Below are 23,939 nucleotides of genomic sequence, written 5' to 3'. Positions count from 1 at the left end.
TCCGTAACGAGGTGTTCTGATGTCCGTGATCCTGACTCTGCTGGCGGCGCTCATTGCCACCGGCGCCTGTGCCTACCATCGCAGCAGCCTGCGTACCTGGGTGATCGCTACGGTGATCACCACCGTCGTGGTCGGCCTGATCGTGGGCGCGCCCGTGACGATGTTCATTCTGCTGGTGATCGAACTGGCCATTGCCGTGCCGTTGCTGATGGACGGTTTCCGCCGCAAGCAGATCACCGCGCCGCTGCTGAAGATGTTCGCCAAGGTGACGCCCAAGCTCTCCGAGACCGAGCAGACCGCGCTGGAAGCGGGCACGGTGGGTTTCGAGGGCGAGTTGTTCTCCGGCAAGCCGGACTGGCATGAGCTGCTCAAGCAGCCCAAGCCCGAGCTGAGCGTGGAAGAGCAAGCCTTCATGGACGGCCCGGTGGAAGAGCTCTGCGGCATGATCGATGACTGGCAGATCACCCACGAGCTGGCTGATCTGCCGCCGGACGTCTGGGCTTTCATCAAGAAGCACAAGTTCTTCGGCATGATCATCCCGAAGCAGTACGGCGGCTTGGGTTTCTCGGCTCTGGCGCATTCGGCGGTGCTGCAGAAGCTGGCGACGATGTCGGCCACCGTGGCCTCGACCGTCGCGGTGCCCAACTCGCTCGGTCCGGCTGAGCTGCTGCTGCACTACGGCAGCGACGAGCAGAAGAATCATTACCTGCCGCGCCTTGCTATCGGCGACGAAATTCCGTGTTTCGCGCTCACCGGTCCGTATGCCGGTTCTGACGCCACCTCGATCACCGACTTCGGCATCGTCTGCAAGCAGATGGTCGATGGCGTCGAGACGCTGGGCATGAAGCTCACCTTCGACAAGCGCTACATCACGCTGGCGCCGATCGCGACGGTGGTGGGTTTGGCCTTCCGTTTGTATGACCCCGAAAAGTTGCTGGGCGACAAGGAAGACCTCGGCATCACGCTGGCGCTGCTGCCGCGTTCGACACCGGGCCTGGAGATCGGCCGTCGCCACTTCCCGTTGAACGTGCCGTTCCAGAACGGCCCGCTGCATGGCAAGGACGTGTTTGTGCCGCTGTCGGTGCTGATCGGTGGCCCGCACATGGCCGGCCATGGCTGGCGCATGCTGGTGGAATGCCTGTCGGTGGGTCGCGCGATTTCGCTGCCATCCAATGCAACCGGTGGTGTGCGCGCCGCGGTGGCTGCTACTGGCGCTTACGCGCGCATGCGCAAGCAGTTCGGTCTCTCCGTCGCCCGCTTCGAGGGCGTGGAAGAAGCGCTCGCCCGCATCGGCGGTCTGACCTACGCCACGGCTGCGCTGTCGCGTGCCACGGCAGCGGCGGTGGATCGCGGCGAGAAGCCGGCGGTGCCGTCGGCGATCGCCAAATACCACGCAACCGAATGGGGGCGCGTGATCGCTGGTGACGCGATGGATGTGCATGGTGGCAAGGCCGTGCAGTTGGGTCCGAAGAATTACGCCGGCCGTTCGTGGCAGGGTGTGCCGATCGCCATCACGGTGGAAGGCGCGAACATCATGACGCGCAGCCTGATGATTTTCGGCCAGGGTGCCATCCGCTGCCATCCTTACGTGCTGAAGGAAATGCAGGCGCTGTCGATCGCCGACTACGGCGACCGCCTGCGCACGTTCGATCGCGCGCTGTTTGGCCATATCGGCTTCGGCATTTCCAACGCCGTTCGCAGCTTCACGTTTGGCCTGACCGGTTCGCGCTTTGGCGAGACCGCAGGTGATGCGTATACGCGCCGCTACTACCGCAAGCTCAACCGCTATTCCGCCGCGCTGGCGTTGTGCGCCGACACCTTCATGGGTGTGCTGGGCGGCAAGCTGAAGTTCAAGGAGAAGCTGTCGGCGCGACTGGGCGATGTGCTGAGCTATCTGTACATTGCCAGCGCGATGCTCAAGCGCTACGAAGACACCGGTCGTCCGGAAGCGGATCGTCCGCTGCTGGCCTGGGCATTCCACGAGTGTGTGTGGCGCATGCAGATGGCGCTGGATGGTGCGATCCGCAACTTCCCGGTGCGTCCGGTGTCGTGGTTGCTGCGAGCGCTGGTGTTCCCGCTGGGCCGTCGCGAGGTGCCGCCGTCCGACCGCCTGGGTCGTCGTGTGGCTGCGTTGATCACGGCACCGGGTGAAGCGCGCGATCGCCTTACCGAGTGGGTGTATCTCACGCCGACGGCCAACAACACCGTCGGCCGCATGAACGCGCTGCTGCCCGACGTGATCGCCGCTGAGCCGGTGGAGCGCAAGTTCGGCAAGGCGCAAAAAGCCGGCCAGTTCAAGTCGCACGATTACAACGGCCAGCTCGTCGAGGCGATGCAGTCTGGCGTGATCACCCCAGCCGAATACGAGTTGCTCAAGCGCGTGCGCGAGGGCGTGTTCGAGTTCATCTCGGTGGACGATTTCGATCCGTCCGAACTGCGCGCAGCGGTGACCCGCGCAGATCGCAACAAGAAGCTGGCCGACGCGGCCTGAGTTCCATCGTCATGCGGCAAGGGCGGAGCGAATGCTCCGCCCACACGGGAGGTTTGCCATGAGTCAGGCGCTATCGCTCTACCGTCGACTGGTTTCCTTGCCGGGTGGGCGTTGGCTGTACGGGCGTCTGATCTGCTTCAAAGCGCCTTATTTCGCCACGATCAGGCCGACGTTCGTCACGCTGGAGCCAGGGCGTTGTGCGGTGGATATCCGGGATCGGCGCCGCGTGCACAACCATATCGGCACCGTGCATGCGATCGCGTTGTGCAACATGGCCGAACTCACTGCCGGCATGATGACTGACGTGACGATTCCTTCCAGCATGCGCTGGATCCCCAAAGGCATGACGGTGGAATACCTGGCAAAGGCCAAAGGCACCATGCACGCCGTGGCCGCGCCAGTGGGCGATGCCGTGGAAGCATCGAGCGGCTACGCGTGGCCGGTGGCGGTCAGCGTGCGCAACGACAGTGGCGAAGAAGTCTTCCGCGCCCGCATTGACATGTGGGTGTCGCCACGCAGCCGAAGCTGAGTGGCCTGCGGCTACGGTGACGTAGCCATCTCGCAGCGATTCTTGCCGCGACCCTTGGCCTTGTAGAGCGCGCGGTCGGCGGCCTGAATCAACTCCTCATCGCTGTCCTCGTCGCCACGCCACATGGCAATGCCGATGCTGGCGCTCACGTGCGCATCGAACGATCCGTGGCGGCCATCGAGACCATAGGGACGTGCCAGCGCGACGCATATCTGGTTGCAGCGATCGAGCAGCGCTGCCTCGCTGCCGATGTCTTCCACGATCAATGCAAACTCGTCCCCGCCCAGGCGTGCCACCGTGTCGTTGGCACGCACCTGTTCGCCCAGCCGCACGGCAATCGCCTGCAGCAGCGCATCGCCCGCCGGGTGACCGTGGTTGTCGTTCACTGCCTTGAAGCCGTCGATGTCCAGCAGCGCCAGCGCAAAGCCCGGTCCGTGACGCGGCACACGCAGGATGGCAGTAAGCAGGCGGTCGTGGAACAGCGTGCGGTTGGGCAGGCCGGTGAGCATGTCGTGCGTGGCCTGGTGACGGATCCGCGCCTCGATACGCTTGCGTTCCCCGATCTCGGCGCTGAGCTGGTCATTGCGTTCGGAGAGCGAGGCGAGGGCAGCCTTCAGTTGCGCGCGTGCGAGGTACAGCTCGAGGAAGACGCGCACCTTGGATTGCAGGATCACGTCGTTGATGGGCTTGGCGATGTAGTCGACAGCACCGAAGCGATAGCCGCGCAGACGGTTGATGTCATCGGCGTAGGCGGCGGTGACAAAGATGATCGGCGTCTCGCGCAACTGCTCGGCTTCGCCAAGCAAGGCCGCCACTTCGAATCCGTCCATCTCCGGCATGTTCACGTCGAGCAGGATCAAGGCGAATTCGTGATCCAGGCATAGCGCAAGCGCTGCATTGCCGCTGCCGGCCTCGTATAGCTGCGCGCCGCTGCCGGCCAGCAGGTGGCGCATGGCCACGAGGTTGGCCGGGGTGTCGTCGACGACAAGGATCTTGGGAGCGGACATAGTCATGAAAGGCAAAGTTTATTGAGCAGCGGTGCAATGGCAGTGAGCGCAAGGCAATGATCGGCCCCGGCGAGTTCGAGGGCGGCCGCTGGCATGGTGGCGGCCTCGGCATCGGATGGGTCCTGCACAATCGCCAGGCCGCCGTTCTGGCGAATGCGCTCCAGCCCTTCGGCGCCGTCGCGGTTGGCGCCGGTGAGCACGACGCCGATCAGTGCGTCGCGATATGCCTCGGCAGCCGAGTCGAACAGGACATCAATAGAGGGCCGGGCGAAACTCACTCGCTCGTCGACCGACAGCGAGAAACGTCGGCTGGTTTCCACGAGCAGGTGATAACCACTCGGTGCCACATGGATAACGCCACTCTGCAGCGGCGCCCGTTCGCGTGCTTCCATGACCGGAAGCGTGGCGTGATGGGCAAGCAATTCGCATAACAGGTCGACCGTAGGCGAGCCGGTGTGACAGCAAACAACGATCGACTGTGACAAGGCGGGATCGAGACCGGCAAGCAGAACTTCCAGCGCGGTCAATCCGCCGGCCGAACAACCAATGACGATGGCCTCTGGCGCGTCCATGTCAGTCCTGCGTGGCGGTGCGCGATCCCAGTCGATAGATGCGCCGGGCACCATCGATGGGCATGAAGTCAGCGGCCGATGGCGCGAAGTCAAGGCTCTCTCGCGTCCCCAGGCACAGGAAACCGCCACGGACGAGGCTGTCGCGAAAGAGCGCCAGCGTGCGGTCCTGCAGCGGATCGGAAAAATAGATCAGCACGTTGCGGCAAAGCACCAGGTGGGCTTCGCAGAACACTTCGTCGGTGACGAGATTGTGGTTGGCGAAGATCACGTTACGACGCAGCCGCTGGTCAAGCTTGATCAGTTCGTAGCGCGCGCTGTAGTAGTCAGCCAGCGTCTGGCTGCCGCCAGCGGCAAGGTAGTTGCGCGACCACAGCTGCGCGTCCTTCGCGGGGTAGATGCCTTCCTGTGCGTGGCTGATAGCGCTTTCGCTAAAGTCGGTGGCGTAGATCTGCGTGCGGTCGTACAGGCCGGCTTCTTCGAGCAGGATGGCCAGCGAGTACACCTCTTGCCCATGCGCGCAGCCGGCCTGCCAAATGTTGATCTGGGGATAGGAAGCGAGCAACGGAAACACTTTTTCGCGCAGCGTGCGGAACACGTCCGGATCACGGAACATCTCCGACACCGGTACCGACAAGCCTTCCAGCACCACCGGCAAAAAATCCGGATCGTGCAGCAGGCGACCGGTCAGCGCACTTACCGTGCCCGACTGCTGTGCGTGCGCCAGCTGCAACACGCGACGCTTCAGCGAGGCCGGTGCGTACTGGCTGAAGTCATAGCCGTGGCGCAGCTTGAGCGCGCGCACGAACAGCTCGACCTCGATGTCCTCAAGGGCGGTGTCCATCGCCGGCGCGTGGCTGGCCGGTTCGCTCATCGATGCAGCCACACGCGCATCATCGATGACAGCTTGTCGATGTCGATGGGCTTGGACAGGTAATCGTTGGCCCCGGCCTCAAGGCACTTCTCGCGATCGCCGCGCATCGCCTTCGCGGTAAGCGCGATGATCGGCAGCTTGGCCAGGCGCGGTTGCGCGCGAACCTCGCGAATGGTGTCGTAGCCATCCATCACCGGCATCATCACATCCATCAGCACCAGCTCGACGTCGTCATGGTCCGACAGCGCCTTGAGTGCCTTCTGGCCGTCCTGTGCCATCGCCACCTGCATACCCCAGCCGCGCAGTACCTTTGACAGCGCAAACAGGTTGCGCATGTCATCGTCGACAAGCAGCACCTTGCGATCGCGCAACTCGCCACCGGCCGGTACGGCTGGCGACGATGGCGCAACGCCTGGCGTATGTTTGCGACCACCTTGGATGCTATGCAGAAACAGGCTCACTTCGTCCATCAGACGCTCCGGTGAGCGGGCGCCCTTGATCACGATGCTGTCGGTGTATTGGCGCAGCTTGAGGCTTTCTTCGCGGCTCAGTTCGCGGCCCGAATAGACCACCACCGGCGGAATGCGCCCCGCGGAGGACAGCTGCTCCAGGAACTCCATGCCGGACATGCCGGGCAGGCCGAGATCGAGCACGATGCAGTCATACGAAGCGTCGGCCATGCGCTGCAAAGCGTCTTCGGCGCTGCCGACTTCGTCGATGGTCACGTCGTCATGGCGCAGCAGCGTACGCAGCGCAGCGCGAGAATCGGCATCGTCATCCACTACCAGCAGGTGGCGCATGTGGCCTTCGGCGAAATGCAGCAGGCGGTCGAATGCGCCGCTGATGGCTTCGCGACTGACCGGCTTGGTGAGGAAGCCGACAGCACCCAGCTCAAGACCGCGGTTGGCTTCGTCGACGGCCGAAATGAAATGCACCGGCACATGACGCGTCACCGCACTTTCCTTGAGGCGCGCGATCACGGTCCAGCCGTCCATGCCAGGCAGCATCACGTCAAGCAGAATGCCGGTGGGGCGATAACGCAGGGCGAGTTGCAGTCCCGATTCGCCATCCACCGCAGCCAGCACGCGATAACCCTTGCGGTGAACCATGTCGGCAAGGATGCGTGCAAAGACCGGATCGTCTTCGATGATGAGGATCACGGTATCGGCAGGCGAGATGCTGCCGCGATCGTCATCAATGGTTTCTGGCAACAGTCCCGCAGAAGACACGAGGCGCGCAGTGGCGGGTTGGACTGCAGCAGCGGACGACGGACTCACCTCGCCGCCCTCGGGGCCATGCTGCGGAAGCAGGATGGTGAACGTGCTGCCGTGGCCCACGTCGCTATGCACGACGATATCGCCGTCCAGCAGCTCCACAATGCGCTTGGAAATGGCCAGGCCCAGTCCGGTGCCGCCATATTGCCGGCTCGTGCTGGCGTCCACCTGTTCGAAGGCGTTGAAGATCTTCAGCGCCTTCTCCTGCGGAATACCGATGCCGGTGTCGCTGACGGCGATGGCGATGACGTCCTTGCCACGCAGGGCCTCTGGGAGCGCAATGGCCGCGGAGGGGCGACCGATGTGCACGTTCACCGAGCCCTGATGAGTAAACTTGAATGCATTGCCGATCAGGTTGTTGGCGACCTGCTCAAGCTTGGAGGCATCCGTCCGAACGGCGAGAGGCAGTTCGGGATCGATATCGATCTGGAAGCCCAGCTGCTTGTCCTGCGCGACGTGGCCGAATGTGCGCTTGAGCACCCGTTCCAGGTCCGCCAGCTGAAAATCGTCCAGCACCAGCTCCATCTTGCCGGCCTCCACCTTGGACAGGTCGAGGATGTCGTTGATCAATCGCAGCAGGTTGGAGCCCGAGTCGTGGATGATGCGCGCCGACTCGATCTGGTCGGCATCGAGGTTGCCCTCGCGATTGTCGGCAAGGCTTCGCGACAGGATCAGCAGGCTGTTAAGCGGGGTGCGCAGCTCGTGCGACATGTTGGCGAGAAATTCCGACTTGTACTGGCTCGCGCGCGCCAGTTCCTCGGCTTTCTCCTGCGTTTCGCGCTGCAGGGTTTCCAGCACGCGCTTCTGCTGGTTGAGCGTATCGGTCTTCTGGCGAAGCTCTTCGTTGGACGCCTGCAGCTCTTCGGTCTGTACGCGCAATTCTTCCTCCGAGGCGAGCAGCCGCTGCGATTGTTCCTGCAGCTCGAAGGTTCTGGCGTTGAGTGCTTCGTTGGTGGCCTGCAGGTCCTGTTGCTGGCGCCGCAAGGCATCTTCCGAGACGCGCAGTTCGTCGGCCTGCTCGCTGGTGCGCTTGAGCAGGCTTTCGGTGCGGATCGCGCGGCTCAGGTTTTCCAGCGACAGCGAGGCGATGGGCAGCAGCTCGCTGAGCAAGCGCTCCTGCGATTCGGTGAGATGGTGGAAACTGGCGAGTTCCAGCACGCCGAGCAGCTTGTCGCGCAACAGCAACGGCAGCACGATGATGTTGCTCGGCGCAGCTTCGCCGGTGCCGGAGTGAATGCGCACGTAGTCGTCGGGTACGTCCCGCAGGGTGATCGGCTTGCGTTCCACCGCACATTGGCCCACCAGGCCTTCGCCCAGGGCGTAGTGCGTGCTGAGATGACGGCGTTGCTGGTAGCCATAGCTGCCTTCCAGCAGCAGGCTGCGATCGCTTTCATCGTAGAGATAAAGCACGCCGACGCCACCCTTCAACAGCGGCACCAGCGAGCCGGTGAGACGCTCGGCAAATTCGTGCTCGTCATTCACCGCCTGCAGCTCACCAGCAATTTGCGACACATGGGTCTTCACCCAGGTCTGCGCGCTGGTTTCGATCGCCATCTGCTTGAACACCTGTAGTGCGCGAGCGATTTCACCGATCTCGTCGCGGCGTTCGAGCTGGCGGATTTCCACCGTGTGATCGTGCGCGGCCAGGCGTGTCATCAGGTCAGTCATGCGCCGGATCGGGCGGGTGATCAGGCGGAACGTCATCACGATGACCGATATGCCCAGCAGAAGGCTGAGCAGCACGGCGATCCAGGTGACGATCTGTACTTCCAGAACGTCCCGGTTTTGGGCTGCTTCGCGCTGGTCGAGCAGCGCAGTCTCGGTATCGTCCATCTGCTTGATCAGGCCAAGCAGATCGCTGACGCGTACCGCTCGCTGATTCAGATAGGCAGCGTAGATGTGCTCGCGCTCAAGAGCGGCCGCCGCGGGGTCTGTGGTCGTGATGTCCTTCACGACGTCAATCCCCTTGCTGGCTATCTCCTGTTGCCATTTCGCGCCCAGCGCCTGCAACTGATCGATGCGCGCCTGCTGCAAGGGATTGTCCGTGGTCAGCTGGCGTAGCTGGCCAATGTCTTTATTGAGGTCGTGGTTGGCTTGATGGAAAGTGGCCAGATCCGAAGACTGCAGCGTAAGCAGGTAGCCTCGCGCGGCAAGCTGGCTTGCCTGCAACGAGCGCACGGTGTCAGCCAGCTTCAGCTTGACTTCGTAGGTATGGCGCGTCCAATGCCAGCTTGAGTTCTGGCGGGAAATCGTTTGCAGCGTTACCACGCCGGAGATCATGAACAGCAGGAGCAGGGCGCCGATCGCGATCAGGATTTTCCGCTGCATCGGCTGATGCGCGAGCCAGGAATATCTGCTTTGAGTGGTTGCCATGCGTCAGTCGTCAGTCGTGATGGCCTTGGCATCCTGCCGGGCCGTAGCGGGCCCGGCCAGATTATCCGCAGTTACCCGACGGGGGTAGCTACATCACTCACGCCGGACTCAGCCCGGCGGCGCCAGGCCGCCTTCACGATGGAGTTGCGACGCAGCGCGATGATGAGCAGCAACGCCGAGCAGCACGAGCAAAGGATCAGTGCCACCACCGAGGCTTCCGCGCCAAACACGCCGCCGCTGAGCCAATCCGGGCCGGTGCGGTTGGAGATCAGCCAGCCATGCGCCTCGGCGCCCGAAACGGGGATGCCAAATACTGTGCCCTGCGTCACGTTCCACGCCGCATGCAGGCCAATGCAGGGCCACAGCGAGCGGGTCACGTGAAAGAGCAGGGCGAGCAGCACACCCGCTTCGATGGCGATGGCCAGCGAACTCCACAGCGTGGCGCCGGGATTGAAGATGTGCGCGGCTCCGAAGAACAGCGCGGAGATCGCCAAGGCCCACCAGGTGCCCAGGCCTTCCTCGACGATGCGGAACAGTACGCCGCGGGTCATGATCTCCTCGGCGACGCCAGCACCCACGCCCACGACCAGCACCGCGGGCAGCCAGTTCACATCAGGGTTGGTGCCGGTGACGTGGTAACTACCGGCCAGCCACAGCACGAGCACGACGGCACTGAACAGCACGACGCCGAGCAGCAGGCCGGCGATACCGAGCGTGGCCAGATCGCGCAGCGCGAACTCGCGCATGGTTCGTCGCTCGACGGCTTTCACCAGCATGATGTAGCTGATTACCGCCGGCACCAGCGATATCGCCAGGATGCCCAGCGCTCGTATCGCCGGGGCCACGCCTTTGCCCATGATGCCGAGGCCGACCACGGTCATGGACGTGAGCTTGTACAACACGAACATCAGCGCAATGAAGAACACGATGCGCGCGATGGGGGAGAACACCATCCAGCGCTGCCATGGCGTGGCGGAGGTGGGCGTGGTGAAGGCGATCTGTCCAGCTTGCATGCAATTCCCCCGGTTGGAGGCTGGAGCGTAGCAGTGCAGCGGGCGGGTCTTACAGTGGCGACGGGGCTGGTCGCGCACCTGGTGCGCGACCGAATCCTCAGAGACCGACGGAAGTAGCGTGCTCGCGCGTGGCGGAGAACCGCACCTGCGGCCAGCGCTCCTGCGCCAGCTGCAGATTCACACGCGACGGCGCGAGATACACCAGCTCGCCGGCGGCATCGATGCCGAGGTTGTTGGCGTTCTTCTCGCGGAATTCCTCAAGCTTCTTCGGATCGTCGCAATGGATCCAGCGTGCGGTGACGACACCCACCGTCTCGAAGCTTGAGTCCACGCTGTATTCGTCCTTCAGGCGATAGGCCACCACGTCGAACTGCAGCACGCCGACCGCGCCGAGAATGAGGTCGTTGCTCATCAGCGGGCGGAAGAACTGAGTGGCGCCTTCCTCCGACAACTGCGCCAGGCCCTTTTGTAGCGCCTTCATCTTCAGCGGATCGCGCAGGCGCGCACGGCGGAACAGTTCGGGCGCGAAGTTGGGGATGCCGGTGAAGCTCACCATGTCTCCTTCGGAGAAGGTGTCGCCGATGCCGATGGTGCCGTGGTTGTGAAGGCCAATGACGTCGCCGGGATAGGCGCTTTCCACGATTTCGCGGTCGCTGGCCATGAAGGTGAGTGCATTGGCGATGCGCACGTCCTTGCCGGTGCGCGTCTGCACCATCTTCATGCCGGCGGTATAGGTGCCCGAGCACACACGCATGAACGCGATGCGGTCGCGGTGCGCCGGGTCCATGTTCGCCTGGATCTTGAACACGAAGCCGGTGAGCTGTTCTTCCTCCGGTTTCACGTTGCGCGTGAGCGTGGCGCGCGAACGCGGCGACGGCGCATGCTCGACGAAGAAATCCAGCAACAGCTGCACGCCGAAGTTGTTTACGGCCGAGCCGAAGAACACCGGCGTGAGTTTGCCGGCGAGGTAAAGATCGAGGTCGAACGGATGCGAAGCGCCCTGCACCAGTTCCAGTTCGTCGCGCAGCTCGGCCAGCGCCTCGGCACCGATCATCTCGGCCAGGCCAGGGGCATTGAGTCCCTTGAAGATGGTCGAGTCCTGGCGCGTGAAGTTCTTGCCCTGTTCGAACACGTGCACTTCGTCGAGCAACAGGTGATACACGCCCTTGAGGCGCTTGCCCATGCCAATCGGCCAGGTAACTGGCGCACAGGCGATGCCCAGCACGGACTCCACCTCGTCCAGCAGGTCGATCGGCGAGCGGCCTTCGCGGTCGAGCTTGTTGATGAAAGTCATGATCGGCGTGTCGCGCAGGCGGCACACCTCCATCAGCTTGATGGTGCGTTCTTCCACGCCCTTGGCGCAGTCGATCACCATCAGCGCGGAGTCCACCGCCGTGAGCACGCGGTAGGTGTCTTCGGAGAAGTCCGCGTGGCCTGGCGTATCGAGCAGGTTGACGATGCGGCCTTCGTACGGGAACTGCATCACCGACGAGGTCACCGAGATGCCACGCTCTTTTTCCAGCGCCATCCAGTCGGAAGTGGCATGGCGCGCGGCCTTGCGGCCCTTCACCGAGCCGGCCATCTGGATCGCGCCGCCGAACAGCAGCAGCTTTTCGGTCAGCGTGGTCTTGCCCGCGTCAGGGTGGCTGACGATGGCGAAGGTGCGGCGGCGGCGGGTTTCGGCGAGATGCGTGGACATGGGGGCGGTTTCGGGATTGCGAACCGCCTATTGTAGCTTGGATCTCCCGGCTGGCCGGCGGCCCCCTTCCAGCGGGACCGCGCGGCTGGCGAGCCAGCGCAAGGACGATCCCGTGAGCAGCACGGCGGCGCTGGTCACCCATAACCAATACCCGGCCAGATAGGTGCTGACGGTCTGCATGCCTCCGCGGGGCTCGGGCATGGGCGTGCCCTGGGTCGCCGCCCATCCGATCAACGCCAGTGCTGCCAGGCTTGCCAGCGGCGGCAGTATCACGTGCCCCCGCCAAAGCAATACGACGCCAGCGATCATCGCCGGGTTGGCCAGCCACGTGCATTGGCCGCTGATCAGGCCGCCCCAGCCCACGGTGAGCAGGGCGATCGAATCGGTGGGCAGTGGCCGGGCATTGAGCTGTACCGCCGGCAGCATCAGGCAGGCCAGAAACAACAACGCAGTCATCATGGCAACGGAAAGCTGGAAGCGCAGGCTTGCCAACCAACGCGCAACCGTCATGCCGGCACCGTCAACAGATCCTCGTAGAACGCGCCGTAGGGCTCGGTTGGATGGGCAATCTGGATCTCCAGGATCCACAGGCCACTCGACGGCTTGTCGCCCAGTTCGCCCAGGTCGCCAGCCTTGTGTACCGAATGAGGGAAGTCGCAGACGCGATGACCCTTGATCTCGTGATTGAGGCGCCAGCCCATGGCCCGCGCCTGCTCTTCGGCAAAGGCGTAGAGCGCCTCGCCACTGAGTCCGCGCTGGCGCCAGGCATCGGCGGTAAGGCGAAACAGCTCGCGCGCAGCGTCTGCGCAGGCATGCAGCTCAGGCGCATCACCTGTCACGAACGTATCGCCCACATCGCCTTCGTGGCCGGCAAATACCAGCCCCAGGTCCACGAAGTAGATGTCGTTGACGCCCAGCCGCACGCTGTCGTCGGAGCGCTCCCGATAGGTCCTGGTGGTGTTTGGCCCGATGCGGATGATCACCGGATGCCACAGGCGCTCCATGCCCAGTTCGCGGAAGACCTCGGCTGCGGCGGCTTTCGCCTCGTCCTCGCTGATGCCGGGCTTCATGCGTTCGCGAATGCCTTGCAGCGCGGCCCAGCTACGTTCGCGCGCGTGCTGCATCAGTTCTGGATCGAAGCGGCCGCCGACCGCTTCCTGCGGAATGGGGTTCATGGATCTGTCCGTTGTCCCGATGGGAAAGCAAAGCATGGCACAGCGCGATTTAGGGTGCAGGCGCCGTCGGCTTCAGGAGAGGGCAACCAGCACCAGGCCGATCAGAGCGGGAAGCGCCTGGATCCACAGCACCTTGCGGGACGCGGTAAGGCCGCCGAAAACGCCGGCGATCAGTACGCAACCGAGGAAGAACAGCTTGATGTCGGTGCCGTTGGGCCCCAGCCACAGACCCCAGAACAACCCGGCGGCAAGGAAACCGTTGTAGAGCCCCTGATTGGCGGCCAGCACCTTCGACTGCGTGGCGAATTCCTGGGTCAAGCCGAAGGCGCGACGACCGGCAGGTCGATCCCACAGGAACATTTCCAGGATCAGGAACCAAAGGTGCAGGAGTGCAACCAGGGCGACGACGATCTGCGCGGCGATGGACATGGGTACCAAGGGGGTGTGGATGTCGGCATGCAGTGTTGCAGCCCCCGCGCGGTGTCGCAAACCCACGGCGAGAAGCTGTTTGGTGGCTAGCACTTTCAGCTGATGGATGGAGGGTGTGCCCGGGCGTAGGGTCCAAGAGCTGGGTTGGAAGGGAAGCATGCTCGGGTGACAGCGAGGTCCACCGGGGGCAATGGGCAATGCCTGGCCACACTCAATCTCCGGGGAGTTGCAACCATGAAGAAGTTACTGAGCCTGGCTTTGCTGGCCCTGCTTTGTCCTGTGTGCGCGGCAGCGCAGAGCGCTTTCGACGGCACATGGAAGATCGACATGAGCAAGGTGCAGATGCCCAAGAAGCCCGATGTGCTTGTGCTTGAGAACGGCATGTATGACTGCAAGACCTGCGTGCCACCTGTCAGCATCAAGGCAGACGGGCAGGACCAATCGGTCACGGGGCACCCCTACTTCGATTCGATGGCCATCCAGGTGGTGGATGCCCATACCGTCAAGGAGACGGACAAGAAGGGCGGCAAGGTCGTCGCCACATCCACCACCACGATAGCGCCGGATGGCAAAACGGGCCATTTCGAATTCTCGGACAGCAGCAACTCGAACGGCGCGCCCGTTACCGGTAATGGTGAGCTGAAGAAAGTAGCCGCGGGGCCAGCCGGATCGCACGCCATGTCCGGCTCATGGGTGACCGTCAACATGGCCAGCATGTCCGACAACGCCACCATGCTCACCTACAAGGAGGAGGGCGGCAAGCTCAGCATGACGTCGCCGACAGGGCAGTCCTATGAAGCGAAAACGGACGGTACCGAAGCGCCCTACAAGGGTGATCCCGGTGTTACCACGGTGGCCGTCAAGCAGACCGGCAAGATGTCCATGGTGGAAACCGACAAGCGTGATGGCAAGGTGATCAGCGTGATCAAGTCGACCGTGGCCGCTGATGGCAAGACGATGAACGTGGTCTACGAAGACAAGCTTCATGATCGCAGCATGTCCTTCGTAGCGATGAAGCAGTAGCGCGCGAACAGCGCCCGGATCGCGGCATGGTCCGGGCGTTTTCTCTCTGTGCGTTCGCAAGGCATCGGACATTAGTGACGAATGAAACGAAATCTGGGCGCCTAGACGTTTAGACGTCTATTGACATGCGTTTCCGCTGTCTATAGATTCTGCCTTACTCATCGAGACCGGCGGAGGGACAGGCCCTTTGAAGCCGGGGCAACCTGCGGAACAGTTCCGCAACGGTGCCAATTCCTGCGGTAGCGCCATAAGGCGCAAGCCGCGAGATGAGGGCAGATAAGCACCGCCGCGCCTTTGGCCGGTCGTGCATTGCTCTCATCTCCGGTCCGCAGGTCGATGCCGACCGGAGAAGAGCCAAGATGTCCAGCCAGCCGCAACCCGTTCCTCCCGCCGTGTCCGCCTCTGCTGCGGTCGCTGGCGCCATGCGGCCAGATCTCACCACCCAGCGCTGCACGCGCCGCCTCACGCTCACCCCCAAGTACGGCAGCGCGCCCTGCGAGGTCGATGTGCGCTACCTGTGGTGCGGTGCGCCCGATGCGCCCACCGTCATCGTGCAGGGCGGCATCTCGGCCACCCGCGATGTGGTGGCACTCGACGGCGAGGCGGCCCCGGGCTGGTGGCAGGCGCAGATCGGCACCGGGCTACCGCTCGATCTGGACCGTTACCGCGTGCTCTCCATCGACTGGCTGACCCCGGCTGACCTGTCCGGCGTCCAGGCGGTGTCCAGCGAAGACCAGGCTGACGCGCTGGCCGCGCTGGTCGAGGCGCTGGGCATCGGCCGCGTGCATGCCTTCATCGGTTCGTCCTACGGCGCCATGGCTGCGCTGGCCTTCGCTGCCCGGCATCCCTATGCGCTGGGCCGGCTGGTGTTGCTGGCGGGCGCACACCGCCCGCATCCGTTGGCGACGGCGCAGCGCTCGGTGCAGCGCGGCATCGTGCGCCTTGGCCTGGACTGCGGCCAGCCCGAACAGGCGCTGGCACTGGCACGCCAGTTGGCCATGACCACCTATCGCGGCAGCGAGGAATTTGCCCGCCGCTTCAATGCCGCGCCGGAATTCCGCGATGGCCGCTTCCATTTCCCGGTCGAGGATTATCTCGAACACGCCGGTCGCCGTTTCGTCGAGCGCTTCGATGTGGAGCGTTTCCTCGCGCTGTCCGAATCGATTGATCTGCACGATGTGACGCCGGAACAGGTCGCCGCGCCCGCCACGCTGATCGGCTTTCCGTCTGACCGCCTGGTGCCGCTGGCCGACCTGTGCGAGCTGCAGCGCCGCCTGCATGGTCCGGCCACGCTGGAAGTGGTCGAGTCGCCCTACGGCCATGACGCCTTCCTCAAGGAAACCGACCGCCTCGCGCCGCTGTTGCGTGAAGCGCTGGCCGGTTGTTGACCCGATATCCATCCATTGCCCCGGTCATTGTTCCTGGGCAGAGCAAGACGCACGGAGATTCACCATGAGCGAGACCGCCGCCCCCTGTACCAGCACCCGCGCCGTGCGCGCCGGCATTGAATCGGACACGCAGCACGGCGCCGTGGTGCCGCCGCTGCACCTGTCGACCAACTACGCGTTCGATGGCCTGGGCGGCAAGCGCGCCTACGACTACTCGCGCAGCGGCAATCCCACGCGGGACTTGCTGGGCGATGCGCTGGCAGAGCTTGAGCAGGGTGCTGGCGCGGTGGTGACCGCCAGCGGCATGGCCGCAGTGGCGCTGGCACTGGAGCTGGTGCCAGCCGGCGCGTTGGTGCTCGCTGCGCACGATTGTTACGGCGGCACCTGGCGCCTGTTCGATGCGTGGGCGAAGAAAGGCCGCTTCCAGGTGCGTTTCGTCGATCTCACCAACAGTCACGTCCTCGCCGAAGGTCTCGCCGAGAAGCCGGCGCTGGTGTGGGTGGAGACGCCATCCAATCCACTGCTACGCATCACCGATATTCGCCACGTGGCACAGGCGGCGCACGCCGTGGGTGCGCTGGTGGTGGTGGACAACACGTTCCTTTCGCCCGCGTTGCAGCAGCCGCTGACGCTGGGCGCGGACGTGGTAGTGCACTCGACCACCAAGTACATCAACGGTCATAGCGACGTGGTGGGTGGTGCGGTGGTGGCGCGTGATCCGGCCATCGCCGAGCAACTCAAGTGGTGGGGCAATTGCAACGGCCTCACGGGCGCGCCGTTCGACAGCTTCCTCACGCTGCGCGGCTTGCGCACCTTGAGCGTGCGTCTGCGCCAGCACCAGGAGAGCGCGGTGCGCATCGCCGAACGTCTGGACGGCCATACGGCTGTACGCAAGGTCTACTATCCGGGGCTGGAGAGCCATGTCGGTCACGCGCTGGCCGCACGCCAGCAACTTGGCTTCGGCGCCATGCTGAGCTTCGAACTCGAAGGCGATGTGTCGAACATCGAAGCGTTCGTCGATGGCCTGCGTTATTTCTCCCTGGCGGAGTCGCTGGGCGGTGTGGAGAGCCTGATCGCGCACCCGGCCTCCATGACTCATGCATCGATGGCGCCTGAAGCGCGCCGTGCTGCCGGCATTGCCGACAGCCTGCTGCGCCTGTCCGTGGGCATCGAGGATGGCGATGACTTGCTGCGCGATCTCGATGCCGCACTTGCTCGCGCCGAAAGCGCCGGCGACGGCAAACGTCGGGTGAGCGCATGAACGCCGTGCTCGCGGCGGAGCCGGCAAGCGCATCGAAACCGCGGGCGTCATCGCGCATCGCCACGGTGCTATTGGGCACGGGCGTGGTTGGGGGCGCCTTCCTCAAGCTGCTCAACACGCCGGCCGCCGCTTCCATCCGCCTCGTGGGCGCAGCCAATTCGCGGCGGCAACAAACCCATGTCGAACAGTTGGCCGATCGCGCATTGCGCGAGAGGCTCAAGAGTCATGGCGATCCGCGCGATGATGCGGCACTGCTCGGTGCGCTCGATGCGAGCGACGCGACGGTGAAGGTGATCGTCGATGCGACCGCCTGTGGCACGCTCGCCGCACGTCACGCTGATTGGCTGGCGCGCGGCTATCACGTGGTGACTGCCAACAAGTCGCTGGCCGGTGGCGATCTGCCGGGCTGGCGCACGCTGCAGGCCGCCTTGGCACAAGGCGGCCGCTATGGCGACTCGGCCACAGTGGGCGCGGGCCTGCCAGTGATTTCCACGCTGCGCCGCCTGTGTCATTGCGGCGACGCACTGCTCACGCTCGAAGGCGTGTTCTCCGGCTCGCTGTCCTACCTGTTCAACCAGTACGACGGAAGCCAGCCGTTCTCCGCGTTGCTGCTTCGCGCCCGAGAACTTGGTTACACCGAGCCCGATCCGCGCAACGATCTTTCCGGCGAAGACGTGGCCCGCAAGCTGTTGATCCTGGCTCGCTGCGCCGGCTTCGCGCTGCGCCCGGATGAAGTGGAAGTGGAAAGCCTGGTGCCGGAAAGTCTGCGGGGAGTGAGCGTGGAAACGTTCCTGTCGCGCCTGGAGGAGTTGGACGAACCGCTGGCCACCCGTCATGCGGAAGCGAAGGCACGCGGTGGCGCGTTGCGTTTTCTCGCGCGCCTCAACCAACGTGGTCGCGCGCGCGTCGGCCTGGTCGAAGTGCCGGCCAATCATCCGGCCACGCGGCTGTACGGCACCGATAACCAGTTCGCTCTCAGCACCACCCGCTACAACACCCAGCCGCTGGTGATCCAGGGGCCGGGCGCTGGGCCCGAGGTGACGGCGCAGGCGTTGCTGGGGGATGTGCTCGCGTTGTCACTGAGCTGAGCACGCGGCGAAGACGGCAACAAAAAACGCGCGGCTCGTCACCGCGCGTTTTTCTATGAGCCTTGTCCAACCCGTTCAGTCGTGCCGCGTGGGATTGGCCAGTGCCTCTTCCACCGACGGCGTGCGCCAGCCGGACTTCACGCCCCACACATAAAACACCAGGCCCATCACGGCGACCACCACTAGATCCCAGCCGTAGGGCAGGTAGTCCTTGCCGCCGAACTGGGCGCTGCCAGCCCACGAGATCGCGGCGATAACGGGGAGGTAGACCACCAGCCACCACGCGCCCTTCATCTGGCGTGCGAAGTCGTGCCAGCCGGCTTTGGCCTGGTAGTACAAGTACACCGGCAGCGCCACCACCATCAGCAGGATGATTTCGCCGGTCAGCGGCCACCTGGCCCAGTACAGCAGCTCGGTGGCCATGATGAAGGCGACGCCGGCGAGCAGCGGCAGGCCGGTGATGCGCAACGGGCGATGCATTTCAGGTGCGGTGCGGCGCAGCGTCATCGCGCTCACCGGGCCGGTGAGGTACGAAATGATCGTGGCTACCGAGATCACCGCCGCCAGCGTGCCCCAGCCGCGGAATTTGAACAGAAACAAGAACGACACGGCTAGGTTGAACCACATCGCCGGACGCGGCACGCCCCACTTTGAATGCACGCGACCCAGGATCTTCGGCAACGTACCGTTGCGCTCCATGCCGTAGATCATGCGGGCAGTGGTGGCGGTATAGGTCATGCCGGTGCCGCTGGGGCTGATGAAAGCATCCACGTAGAGCAGCATGGCCAGCCAGTGCAGGTTGACGATGATGGCCAGCTCCGCGAACGGTGAGCGGAAATCGATGCCGTGCCAGCCGGCCTTGGCGAGCATCTCCGGCGGCACCGCGCCGATGTAGGCCACCTGCAGAATGATGTAGACCACCGTGGCCAGCAGGATCGAGCCGATCACCGCGAACGGAATGCTCTTGCCGGGGTTGTGCGCTTCGCCGGCGAGGTTCACCGGGCTTTGGAAGCCGTTGAAGCTGAAGACGATGCCGGCGGTCGCCACGGCCGTGAGCACGGCGGCGAAATCCATGGCATGCGCATCGCCATGAATGCCCACCGAGAAGTTCTCGGTGTGGAAGCCGCTGGCGATCAGCGCCAGGCCGGTGGCGGCCGGCACCACCAGCTTGAACACGGTGATGGCGGTGTTGGAGCGCGCAAACAGCTTCACGCTCCAGAAGTTGAGCAGGAAGTAGATGATCACCAGCACGGCGGCGATGCCGAGGCCGATCTCGCTCAGCTCGCCATGGCCGTCGGGCATGTGGATGTATAGGTCATGCGCCCACTGCCACGGCCACGAGGCCATGTACTGCACGGAGGCCTCGGCCTCCACCGGAATCACCGACACAATGGCGATCCAGTTGGCCCAGGCGCCGATGAAGCCGACCAACGAACCGTGCGAGTAGTGGCTGTAGCGCACCATGCCGCCCGACTCCGGGAACATGGCGCCCAGCTCGGCGTAGGTCAGTGCGATTGTCATGATGATGGCCGCGCCGAGCACCCAGGCCCAGACGGCGCCGGGGCCTGCCAGGCCGGCGGCCTTCCATGCGCCAAACAGCCAGCCGGAGCCGATGATCGAGCCCAGGCCGGTAAGCATCAGGGCAAACGGGCCGACATCGCGGCGGATGGGGGATTGAGACATGCGGGTCCCTAGGTCTGTAGATCGCGGGCCGCCACCCGGGCGACATAAGGGGCGGATGATGACAGACCCGTCAGTCCGCTGTCAGCCCGCCCTGAGTCATGGCCCATGGCGCGGCGCAGCAGGCAGGTGGTTGAATCGGTTGTGGAAAGTGCGAGGTGCTGAGCTTCCTCCCCCCTTCGGGGAGAGGATTGAGGTGAGGGGCGGGTGCTCGCGGGAAGGTTGCTACAGAGCAGGCACGGAAGCAGGGGTATCGCAAGACTGGCCCCTCATCCCGTCCTTCTCCCCGGAGGGGAGAAGGAGCAAGGCCGGCATCAGCACTCGATCACATTCACCGCCAAACCACCGCGCGACGTTTCCTTGTACTTGTCCTTCATGTCGCGCCCGGTTTCGCGCATGGTGGCGATCACCTTGTCCAGCGATACGCGATGCTTGCCGTCGCTCCTGAGTGCCATGCGACTGGCGTTGATGGCTTTCACTGAACCCATCGCGTTGCGCTCGATGCACGGAATCTGCACCAGGCCGCCGATCGGGTCGCAGGTGAGACCGAGGTTGTGTTCCATGCCGATTTCGGCGGCGTTCTCCACCTGCAGCACGTTGCCGCCCAGCGCGGCGGTGAGACCACCTGCGGCCATCGAGCAGGCCACGCCCACCTCGCCCTGGCAGCCCACTTCGGCGCCCGAGATCGAGGCGTTTTCCTTGTAGAGGATGCCAATGGCAGCGGCAGTAAGCATGAAATCGATGATGCCGTTCTCGTCCGATTTCGGGCAGAAGCGGTCGTAGTAGTGCAGCACGGCCGGCACGATGCCGGCGGCGCCGTTGGTCGGCGCCGTGACTACGCGTCCGCCAGCAGCGTTCTCTTCATTCACTGCAAGAGCGTAGAGATTCACCCAGTCGAGAATGGTCAACGGATCCTTGAGCGCGGCTTCCGGCTCGTTGCGCAACTCGGCGGCCATCCCCGGTGCGCGGCGCGTGACCTTGAGGCCGCCGGGCAGTACGCCGGGCGAGCGCAGGCCGCGGTTGACGCAATCCTGCATGGCTTTCCAGATGATCAGCAGGCCGGCGCGCGTTTCCTCTGCGCTGCGCCACACCTTTTCGTTTTCCATCATCAGCTGGGCGATGGTGAGGTTGTGCTTCTCACACAGGGCGAGCATCTGGTCGCCGGTGGAAAATGGATAGGGCTGCTCAGTGGTGTCGGCCACGATGCGGTCTTCGGCTGCCTCGTCGTGGTTCACCACGAAACCGCCGCCCACGGAGTAATAGTCGCGCGTGGCCAGCTCGTGGCCTTCCGCGTCATACGCGGAGAAGCGCATGCCGTTGGTGTGGAACGGCAGCTTCTGGCGCTTGTTGAAGACGAGGTCGCGCTTTTCGTCGAACTCGATTTCATGCTTGCCCAACACGCTCAGGCAATGCGTTTTGCGGATGCGCGAAAGCGTCTCGGGAATGTGGTCGGGGTCGACCGTATCGGGGTGTGCGCCTTCGAAGCCCAGCAGCACCGCCTTGTCGGTGCCGTGGCCGCGGCCCGTCAAGGCGAGCGAGCCGTACAGTTCGGCGCGCACGCGTGCCACGCGATCCAGCACGCCTTTTTCTTCCAGCCAGCGCTCGGCAAAACGCGCGGCGGCGCGCATGGGACCAACGGTGTGCGAGGAGGACGGACCGATGCCGATCTTGAACAGGTCAAATACGCTGACAGCCATGAGTGTCGCAAAGTGGGCGGGGGAGCCGCCTATTCTACGCGGGCTGCGACGCGGCGCTTGCCGCGCCGCAGCGTTGCATTCAGTGCGTGGGCGTATGGCCCGGCTTCGTCAGAACCTGTATTTCACATTCAACATGTAGCTGCGCGGTGCCGAGTAGAAACCCTGCGCCCAGTACAGGCTGGCGATGACCTTGCGGTTGGTGGCGTTGTCGAGGTTGAGCGTGGTGCTCCAGTGCTGGCCGAAGTCGTAGCCGGCCATCAAGCCCAGTACGGCGTACGAACCCTGGCTCGTGAAGATCTCGCTGCCATCGAGTGCCACGGCCTGCTGGTCGCGATAGATGCGATCCTGCCAGCGCAACGTGGCGCCGAGCCTGAGGCCGTTGATGACCGGCACGCGATAGCTGGTGGACAGGCGGAAGGTGCGACGCGGCACATAGGTGCGCACGTTGTTGCCATCCGGATCGACGATACCCAGCTGGGTGTAGCCGCCGCTCATCTGCCAGTTGTCGGTGAGCTGTCCGCTCACGTCGAACTCGTAGCCTTTGGCGGTGGCGTCGATGCCGCGGTAGTAGTCCTGATTGGTGGCGAGGTTGTGGCCGGCGTATTCCGCCAGGCCGTCTTGTCGCGAGCGAAACAGCGCGAACGACGCATTGAGGCGGCCGTCATACCACTCGCCCTTGATGCCGGCTTCCAGGTTGGCGCCGGTGACCGGATCGAGCACCTTGTTGTTGATGTCCGTCTGCGTCTGCGGGTTGAACAGCTTCGCGTAACTGGCATACAGCGAGTAGTGCACCGAGAAGTCGTATACGAGACCCACGAATGGCGTCGTGTTTGTCTTGTCGTAGTTGCTCGGCACGCCGTAATTCACACCGTTCTGCTCGATATGCACAAGGCTGGCGCCGGTGATCAGCGTGAGCGGATCGGCCAGGCTCCAGCGCGCAGTGGCGTAGAGACTCTGGCGCTTGATGTGGAAGTCGCCGCTGCCGTAATAGGCATTGAACGGAGGTATCGGATAGTCACCGGTCCACTCGGTGAGCGGCGGCAGCGGTGTGCCGATGCCTTCGCCGTAGCCGGAAAGTTGGTGCACGTCGTCCTTGGCCCAGTTCGCACCCAACACCAGCTCGTGACGGCGGCCAGCGAGATTGAACGGGCCGGTGGCGTACAGATCGGCCACGTACTGCTTCTCGGTGCTGTTATAGGTGGAGGGATAGGAGAACAGGCCCAGTCCCGTCTGCGCATCGGGCGTGCCGTATACGTAGAACAGGTTGCTGTCCTCGGCGATGCGCCGGTAGTTGAGCGCGGCCTTCAGGCGCCACTCGTTGCCCAGTTCCTGGGTGAGTTCGAGGAAGGTGCGCGTATCGGCGATGTTCCAGTACGACCAGTCGGCCGATGTGCTGGTGGAGCGGTCGTAGTCCGTCGGTGTGCCATCGGTGTTGTACAGCGGCAGCGCGCCCCACATGCCGCCGTGCGATTTGTTCTTCTGATAGGTGATGCCGGCCGTGAGCAGCGTGCTGCTGCCGAGGTCGGCGTCGACGATGCCGGAGAGCACCTGCTTGCGCAGGTTGTAGCGATCCAGATAACTGTCGATGTCCTGGTCGGCGGCCACCAGTCGTCCACGCACACTGCGCGAATCATTCAGCGGTCCAGACAGATCGACGTCCAGACGGCGATTGTCCCAACTTCCCACGGTTACGCCCACGTTGCCTTGAAAATCCGCAGTGGGTTGCTTGCGCACGAAGTTGACGGTGGCCGACGGGTTGCCGGTGAACGAGAGCAGACCGTTGGCGCCGCGCAATACCTCCACGCGCTCGTAGATGGCGGTATCGATGTCGCCTTCCTGCTGGCCATTGGCGAAAGGCAGGCCCACGCCATTGACCAGGAAATTGGTGATGTCGAATCCGCGCGCGCTGTAGTAAGTGCGGTCGGTTTCCACGCGCTCGACGTTGACGCCGGTGGTGTTGTCCAGCACGGCATTGATGTTGTTGAGACCGAAGTCATCCATCTGCGCGCGCGTCACCACACTTATCGACTGCGGCGTCTCGCGCAGCGACAGCGGCAGGCGGGTGGCGCCGGAGGCGGCGCGGGTGGTGTAGGAATCGTCATCGCCCGTCACGGTAGCGGTGGTCTGCACGCCTTCGAGGTTCTTCACCTTGGTGGTGTCGGCCGAATCAGGCACATCCTCGGCATGGAGCATGGGTGCCGGGCAGACGAGAGATAGCGCGATCGCGAGGCTGCGGGACAGAGGTCGGCGCAGCCGCGGAAACGAGGCGTGAAAGGGCATCGGGAGGGCCTGGTGTGTTTTTGGAGGAGTGACGCCGCACGGCGATGCGCGCAGGGGGCGGTAGCGGCGGCTGGCCCACATGCAAATGA

18 protein-coding genes and 1 riboswitch are annotated in these 23,939 nt (G+C 64.0%); of the genes, 6 read left to right on the top strand and 12 right to left on the bottom strand.

Annotated features, from left to right (window positions below):
- Nucleotides 1–19 precede the first annotated feature (19 nt).
- Nucleotides 20–2,491: an acyl-CoA dehydrogenase gene (locus AC3CBN_RS01010; RefSeq protein WP_488634974.1), complete on the top strand. Its 2,472-nt coding sequence runs from the start codon at nt 20–22 to the stop codon at nt 2,489–2,491.
- 58 nt (nt 2,492–2,549) lie between these two features.
- Nucleotides 2,550–3,020: a hotdog fold domain-containing protein gene (locus AC3CBN_RS01005; RefSeq protein WP_488634973.1), complete on the top strand. Its 471-nt coding sequence runs from the start codon at nt 2,550–2,552 to the stop codon at nt 3,018–3,020.
- An 11-nt stretch (nt 3,021–3,031) separates the two neighbouring features.
- Here AC3CBN_RS01005 and AC3CBN_RS01000 read toward each other — a convergent pair whose 3' ends face one another.
- The 9 genes from AC3CBN_RS01000 to AC3CBN_RS00960 form a co-directional block, all read right to left on the bottom strand.
- Complete coding sequence (locus AC3CBN_RS01000; RefSeq protein ID WP_488634972.1) at nt 3,032–4,033, bottom strand: diguanylate cyclase domain-containing protein; 1,002 nt, start codon at nt 4,031–4,033, stop codon at nt 3,032–3,034.
- Nucleotides 4,030–4,599: a chemotaxis protein CheB gene (locus AC3CBN_RS00995; protein ID WP_488634971.1), complete on the bottom strand. Its 570-nt coding sequence runs from the start codon at nt 4,597–4,599 to the stop codon at nt 4,030–4,032. Before AC3CBN_RS00995 ends, AC3CBN_RS01000 begins: the two co-directional genes overlap by 4 nt.
- Before the next feature lies 1 nt (nt 4,600).
- Nucleotides 4,601–5,470 (bottom strand): CheR family methyltransferase, encoded by an 870-nt coding sequence (locus tag AC3CBN_RS00990; RefSeq protein ID WP_488634970.1) that lies wholly within the window; start codon nt 5,468–5,470, stop codon nt 4,601–4,603.
- The gene (locus AC3CBN_RS00985; protein ID WP_488634969.1) at nt 5,467–9,117 is read right to left on the bottom strand and encodes a response regulator; all 3,651 of its coding nucleotides are present in this window, start codon (nt 9,115–9,117) and stop codon (nt 5,467–5,469) included. Before AC3CBN_RS00985 ends, AC3CBN_RS00990 begins: the two co-directional genes overlap by 4 nt.
- A gap of 71 nt (nt 9,118–9,188) precedes the next feature.
- A complete protein-coding gene (locus AC3CBN_RS00980; protein WP_488634968.1) occupies nt 9,189–10,130 on the bottom strand; it encodes a CPBP family intramembrane glutamic endopeptidase in 942 nt (313 codons plus the stop codon).
- A 97-nt stretch (nt 10,131–10,227) separates the two neighbouring features.
- A complete protein-coding gene (locus tag AC3CBN_RS00975) occupies nt 10,228–11,829 on the bottom strand; it encodes a peptide chain release factor 3 (protein WP_488634967.1) in 1,602 nt (533 codons plus the stop codon).
- Between the two features lie 27 nt (nt 11,830–11,856).
- On the bottom strand, nt 11,857–12,339 hold the full coding sequence (locus AC3CBN_RS00970; RefSeq protein WP_488634966.1) for a hypothetical protein: 483 nt from the start codon (nt 12,337–12,339) through the stop codon (nt 11,857–11,859).
- Nucleotides 12,336–13,004: a M24 family metallopeptidase gene (locus tag AC3CBN_RS00965; protein ID WP_488634965.1), complete on the bottom strand. Its 669-nt coding sequence runs from the start codon at nt 13,002–13,004 to the stop codon at nt 12,336–12,338. The genes AC3CBN_RS00970 and AC3CBN_RS00965 overlap by 4 nt, the downstream gene beginning before the upstream one ends.
- Nucleotides 13,005–13,076: 72 nt before the next feature.
- The gene (locus AC3CBN_RS00960; RefSeq protein WP_488634964.1) at nt 13,077–13,433 is read right to left on the bottom strand and encodes a DUF1304 domain-containing protein; all 357 of its coding nucleotides are present in this window, start codon (nt 13,431–13,433) and stop codon (nt 13,077–13,079) included.
- Nucleotides 13,434–13,667: 234 nt separating this feature from the next.
- Here AC3CBN_RS00960 and AC3CBN_RS00955 point away from each other — a divergent pair, with 234 nt between their 5' ends.
- The 4 genes from AC3CBN_RS00955 (at nt 13,668) to AC3CBN_RS00940 (ending at nt 18,193) form a co-directional block, all read left to right on the top strand.
- Complete coding sequence (locus AC3CBN_RS00955) at nt 13,668–14,456, top strand: hypothetical protein (protein ID WP_488634963.1); 789 nt, start codon at nt 13,668–13,670, stop codon at nt 14,454–14,456.
- Nucleotides 14,457–14,611: 155 nt separating this feature from the next.
- Nucleotides 14,612–14,729, top strand: a riboswitch (SAM riboswitch).
- An 86-nt stretch (nt 14,730–14,815) separates the two neighbouring features.
- Complete coding sequence (gene metX / locus AC3CBN_RS00950; RefSeq protein WP_488634962.1) at nt 14,816–15,844, top strand: homoserine O-succinyltransferase MetX; 1,029 nt, start codon at nt 14,816–14,818, stop codon at nt 15,842–15,844.
- Between the two features lie 64 nt (nt 15,845–15,908).
- Nucleotides 15,909–17,105, top strand: a complete 1,197-nt coding sequence (gene metB / locus AC3CBN_RS00945; protein ID WP_488634961.1) for a cystathionine gamma-synthase — start codon at nt 15,909–15,911, stop codon at nt 17,103–17,105.
- Entirely contained in the window at nt 17,102–18,193 is a 1,092-nt protein-coding gene (locus AC3CBN_RS00940) for a homoserine dehydrogenase family protein (RefSeq protein ID WP_488634960.1), read from the top strand. Before metB ends, AC3CBN_RS00940 begins: the two co-directional genes overlap by 4 nt.
- Before the next feature lie 75 nt (nt 18,194–18,268).
- Here the strand turns inward: AC3CBN_RS00940 and AC3CBN_RS00935 are convergent, their stop codons facing one another.
- The 3 genes from AC3CBN_RS00935 to AC3CBN_RS00925 all read right to left on the bottom strand — a co-directional run bounded on the left by AC3CBN_RS00935 (nt 18,269) and on the right by AC3CBN_RS00925 (nt 23,763).
- The gene (locus AC3CBN_RS00935) at nt 18,269–19,876 is read right to left on the bottom strand and encodes an APC family permease (RefSeq protein WP_488634959.1); all 1,608 of its coding nucleotides are present in this window, start codon (nt 19,874–19,876) and stop codon (nt 18,269–18,271) included.
- Between the two features lie 311 nt (nt 19,877–20,187).
- Nucleotides 20,188–21,570: an L-serine ammonia-lyase gene (locus tag AC3CBN_RS00930; protein ID WP_488634958.1), complete on the bottom strand. Its 1,383-nt coding sequence runs from the start codon at nt 21,568–21,570 to the stop codon at nt 20,188–20,190.
- A 108-nt stretch (nt 21,571–21,678) separates the two neighbouring features.
- Entirely contained in the window at nt 21,679–23,763 is a 2,085-nt protein-coding gene (locus AC3CBN_RS00925) for a TonB-dependent siderophore receptor (RefSeq protein ID WP_488634957.1), read from the bottom strand.
- Nucleotides 23,764–23,939 lie beyond the last annotated feature (176 nt).

Source organism: Dyella sp. OK584 (genome assembly GCF_057787755.1).
This window is presented reverse-complemented; position numbering and strand designations above follow the sequence as displayed.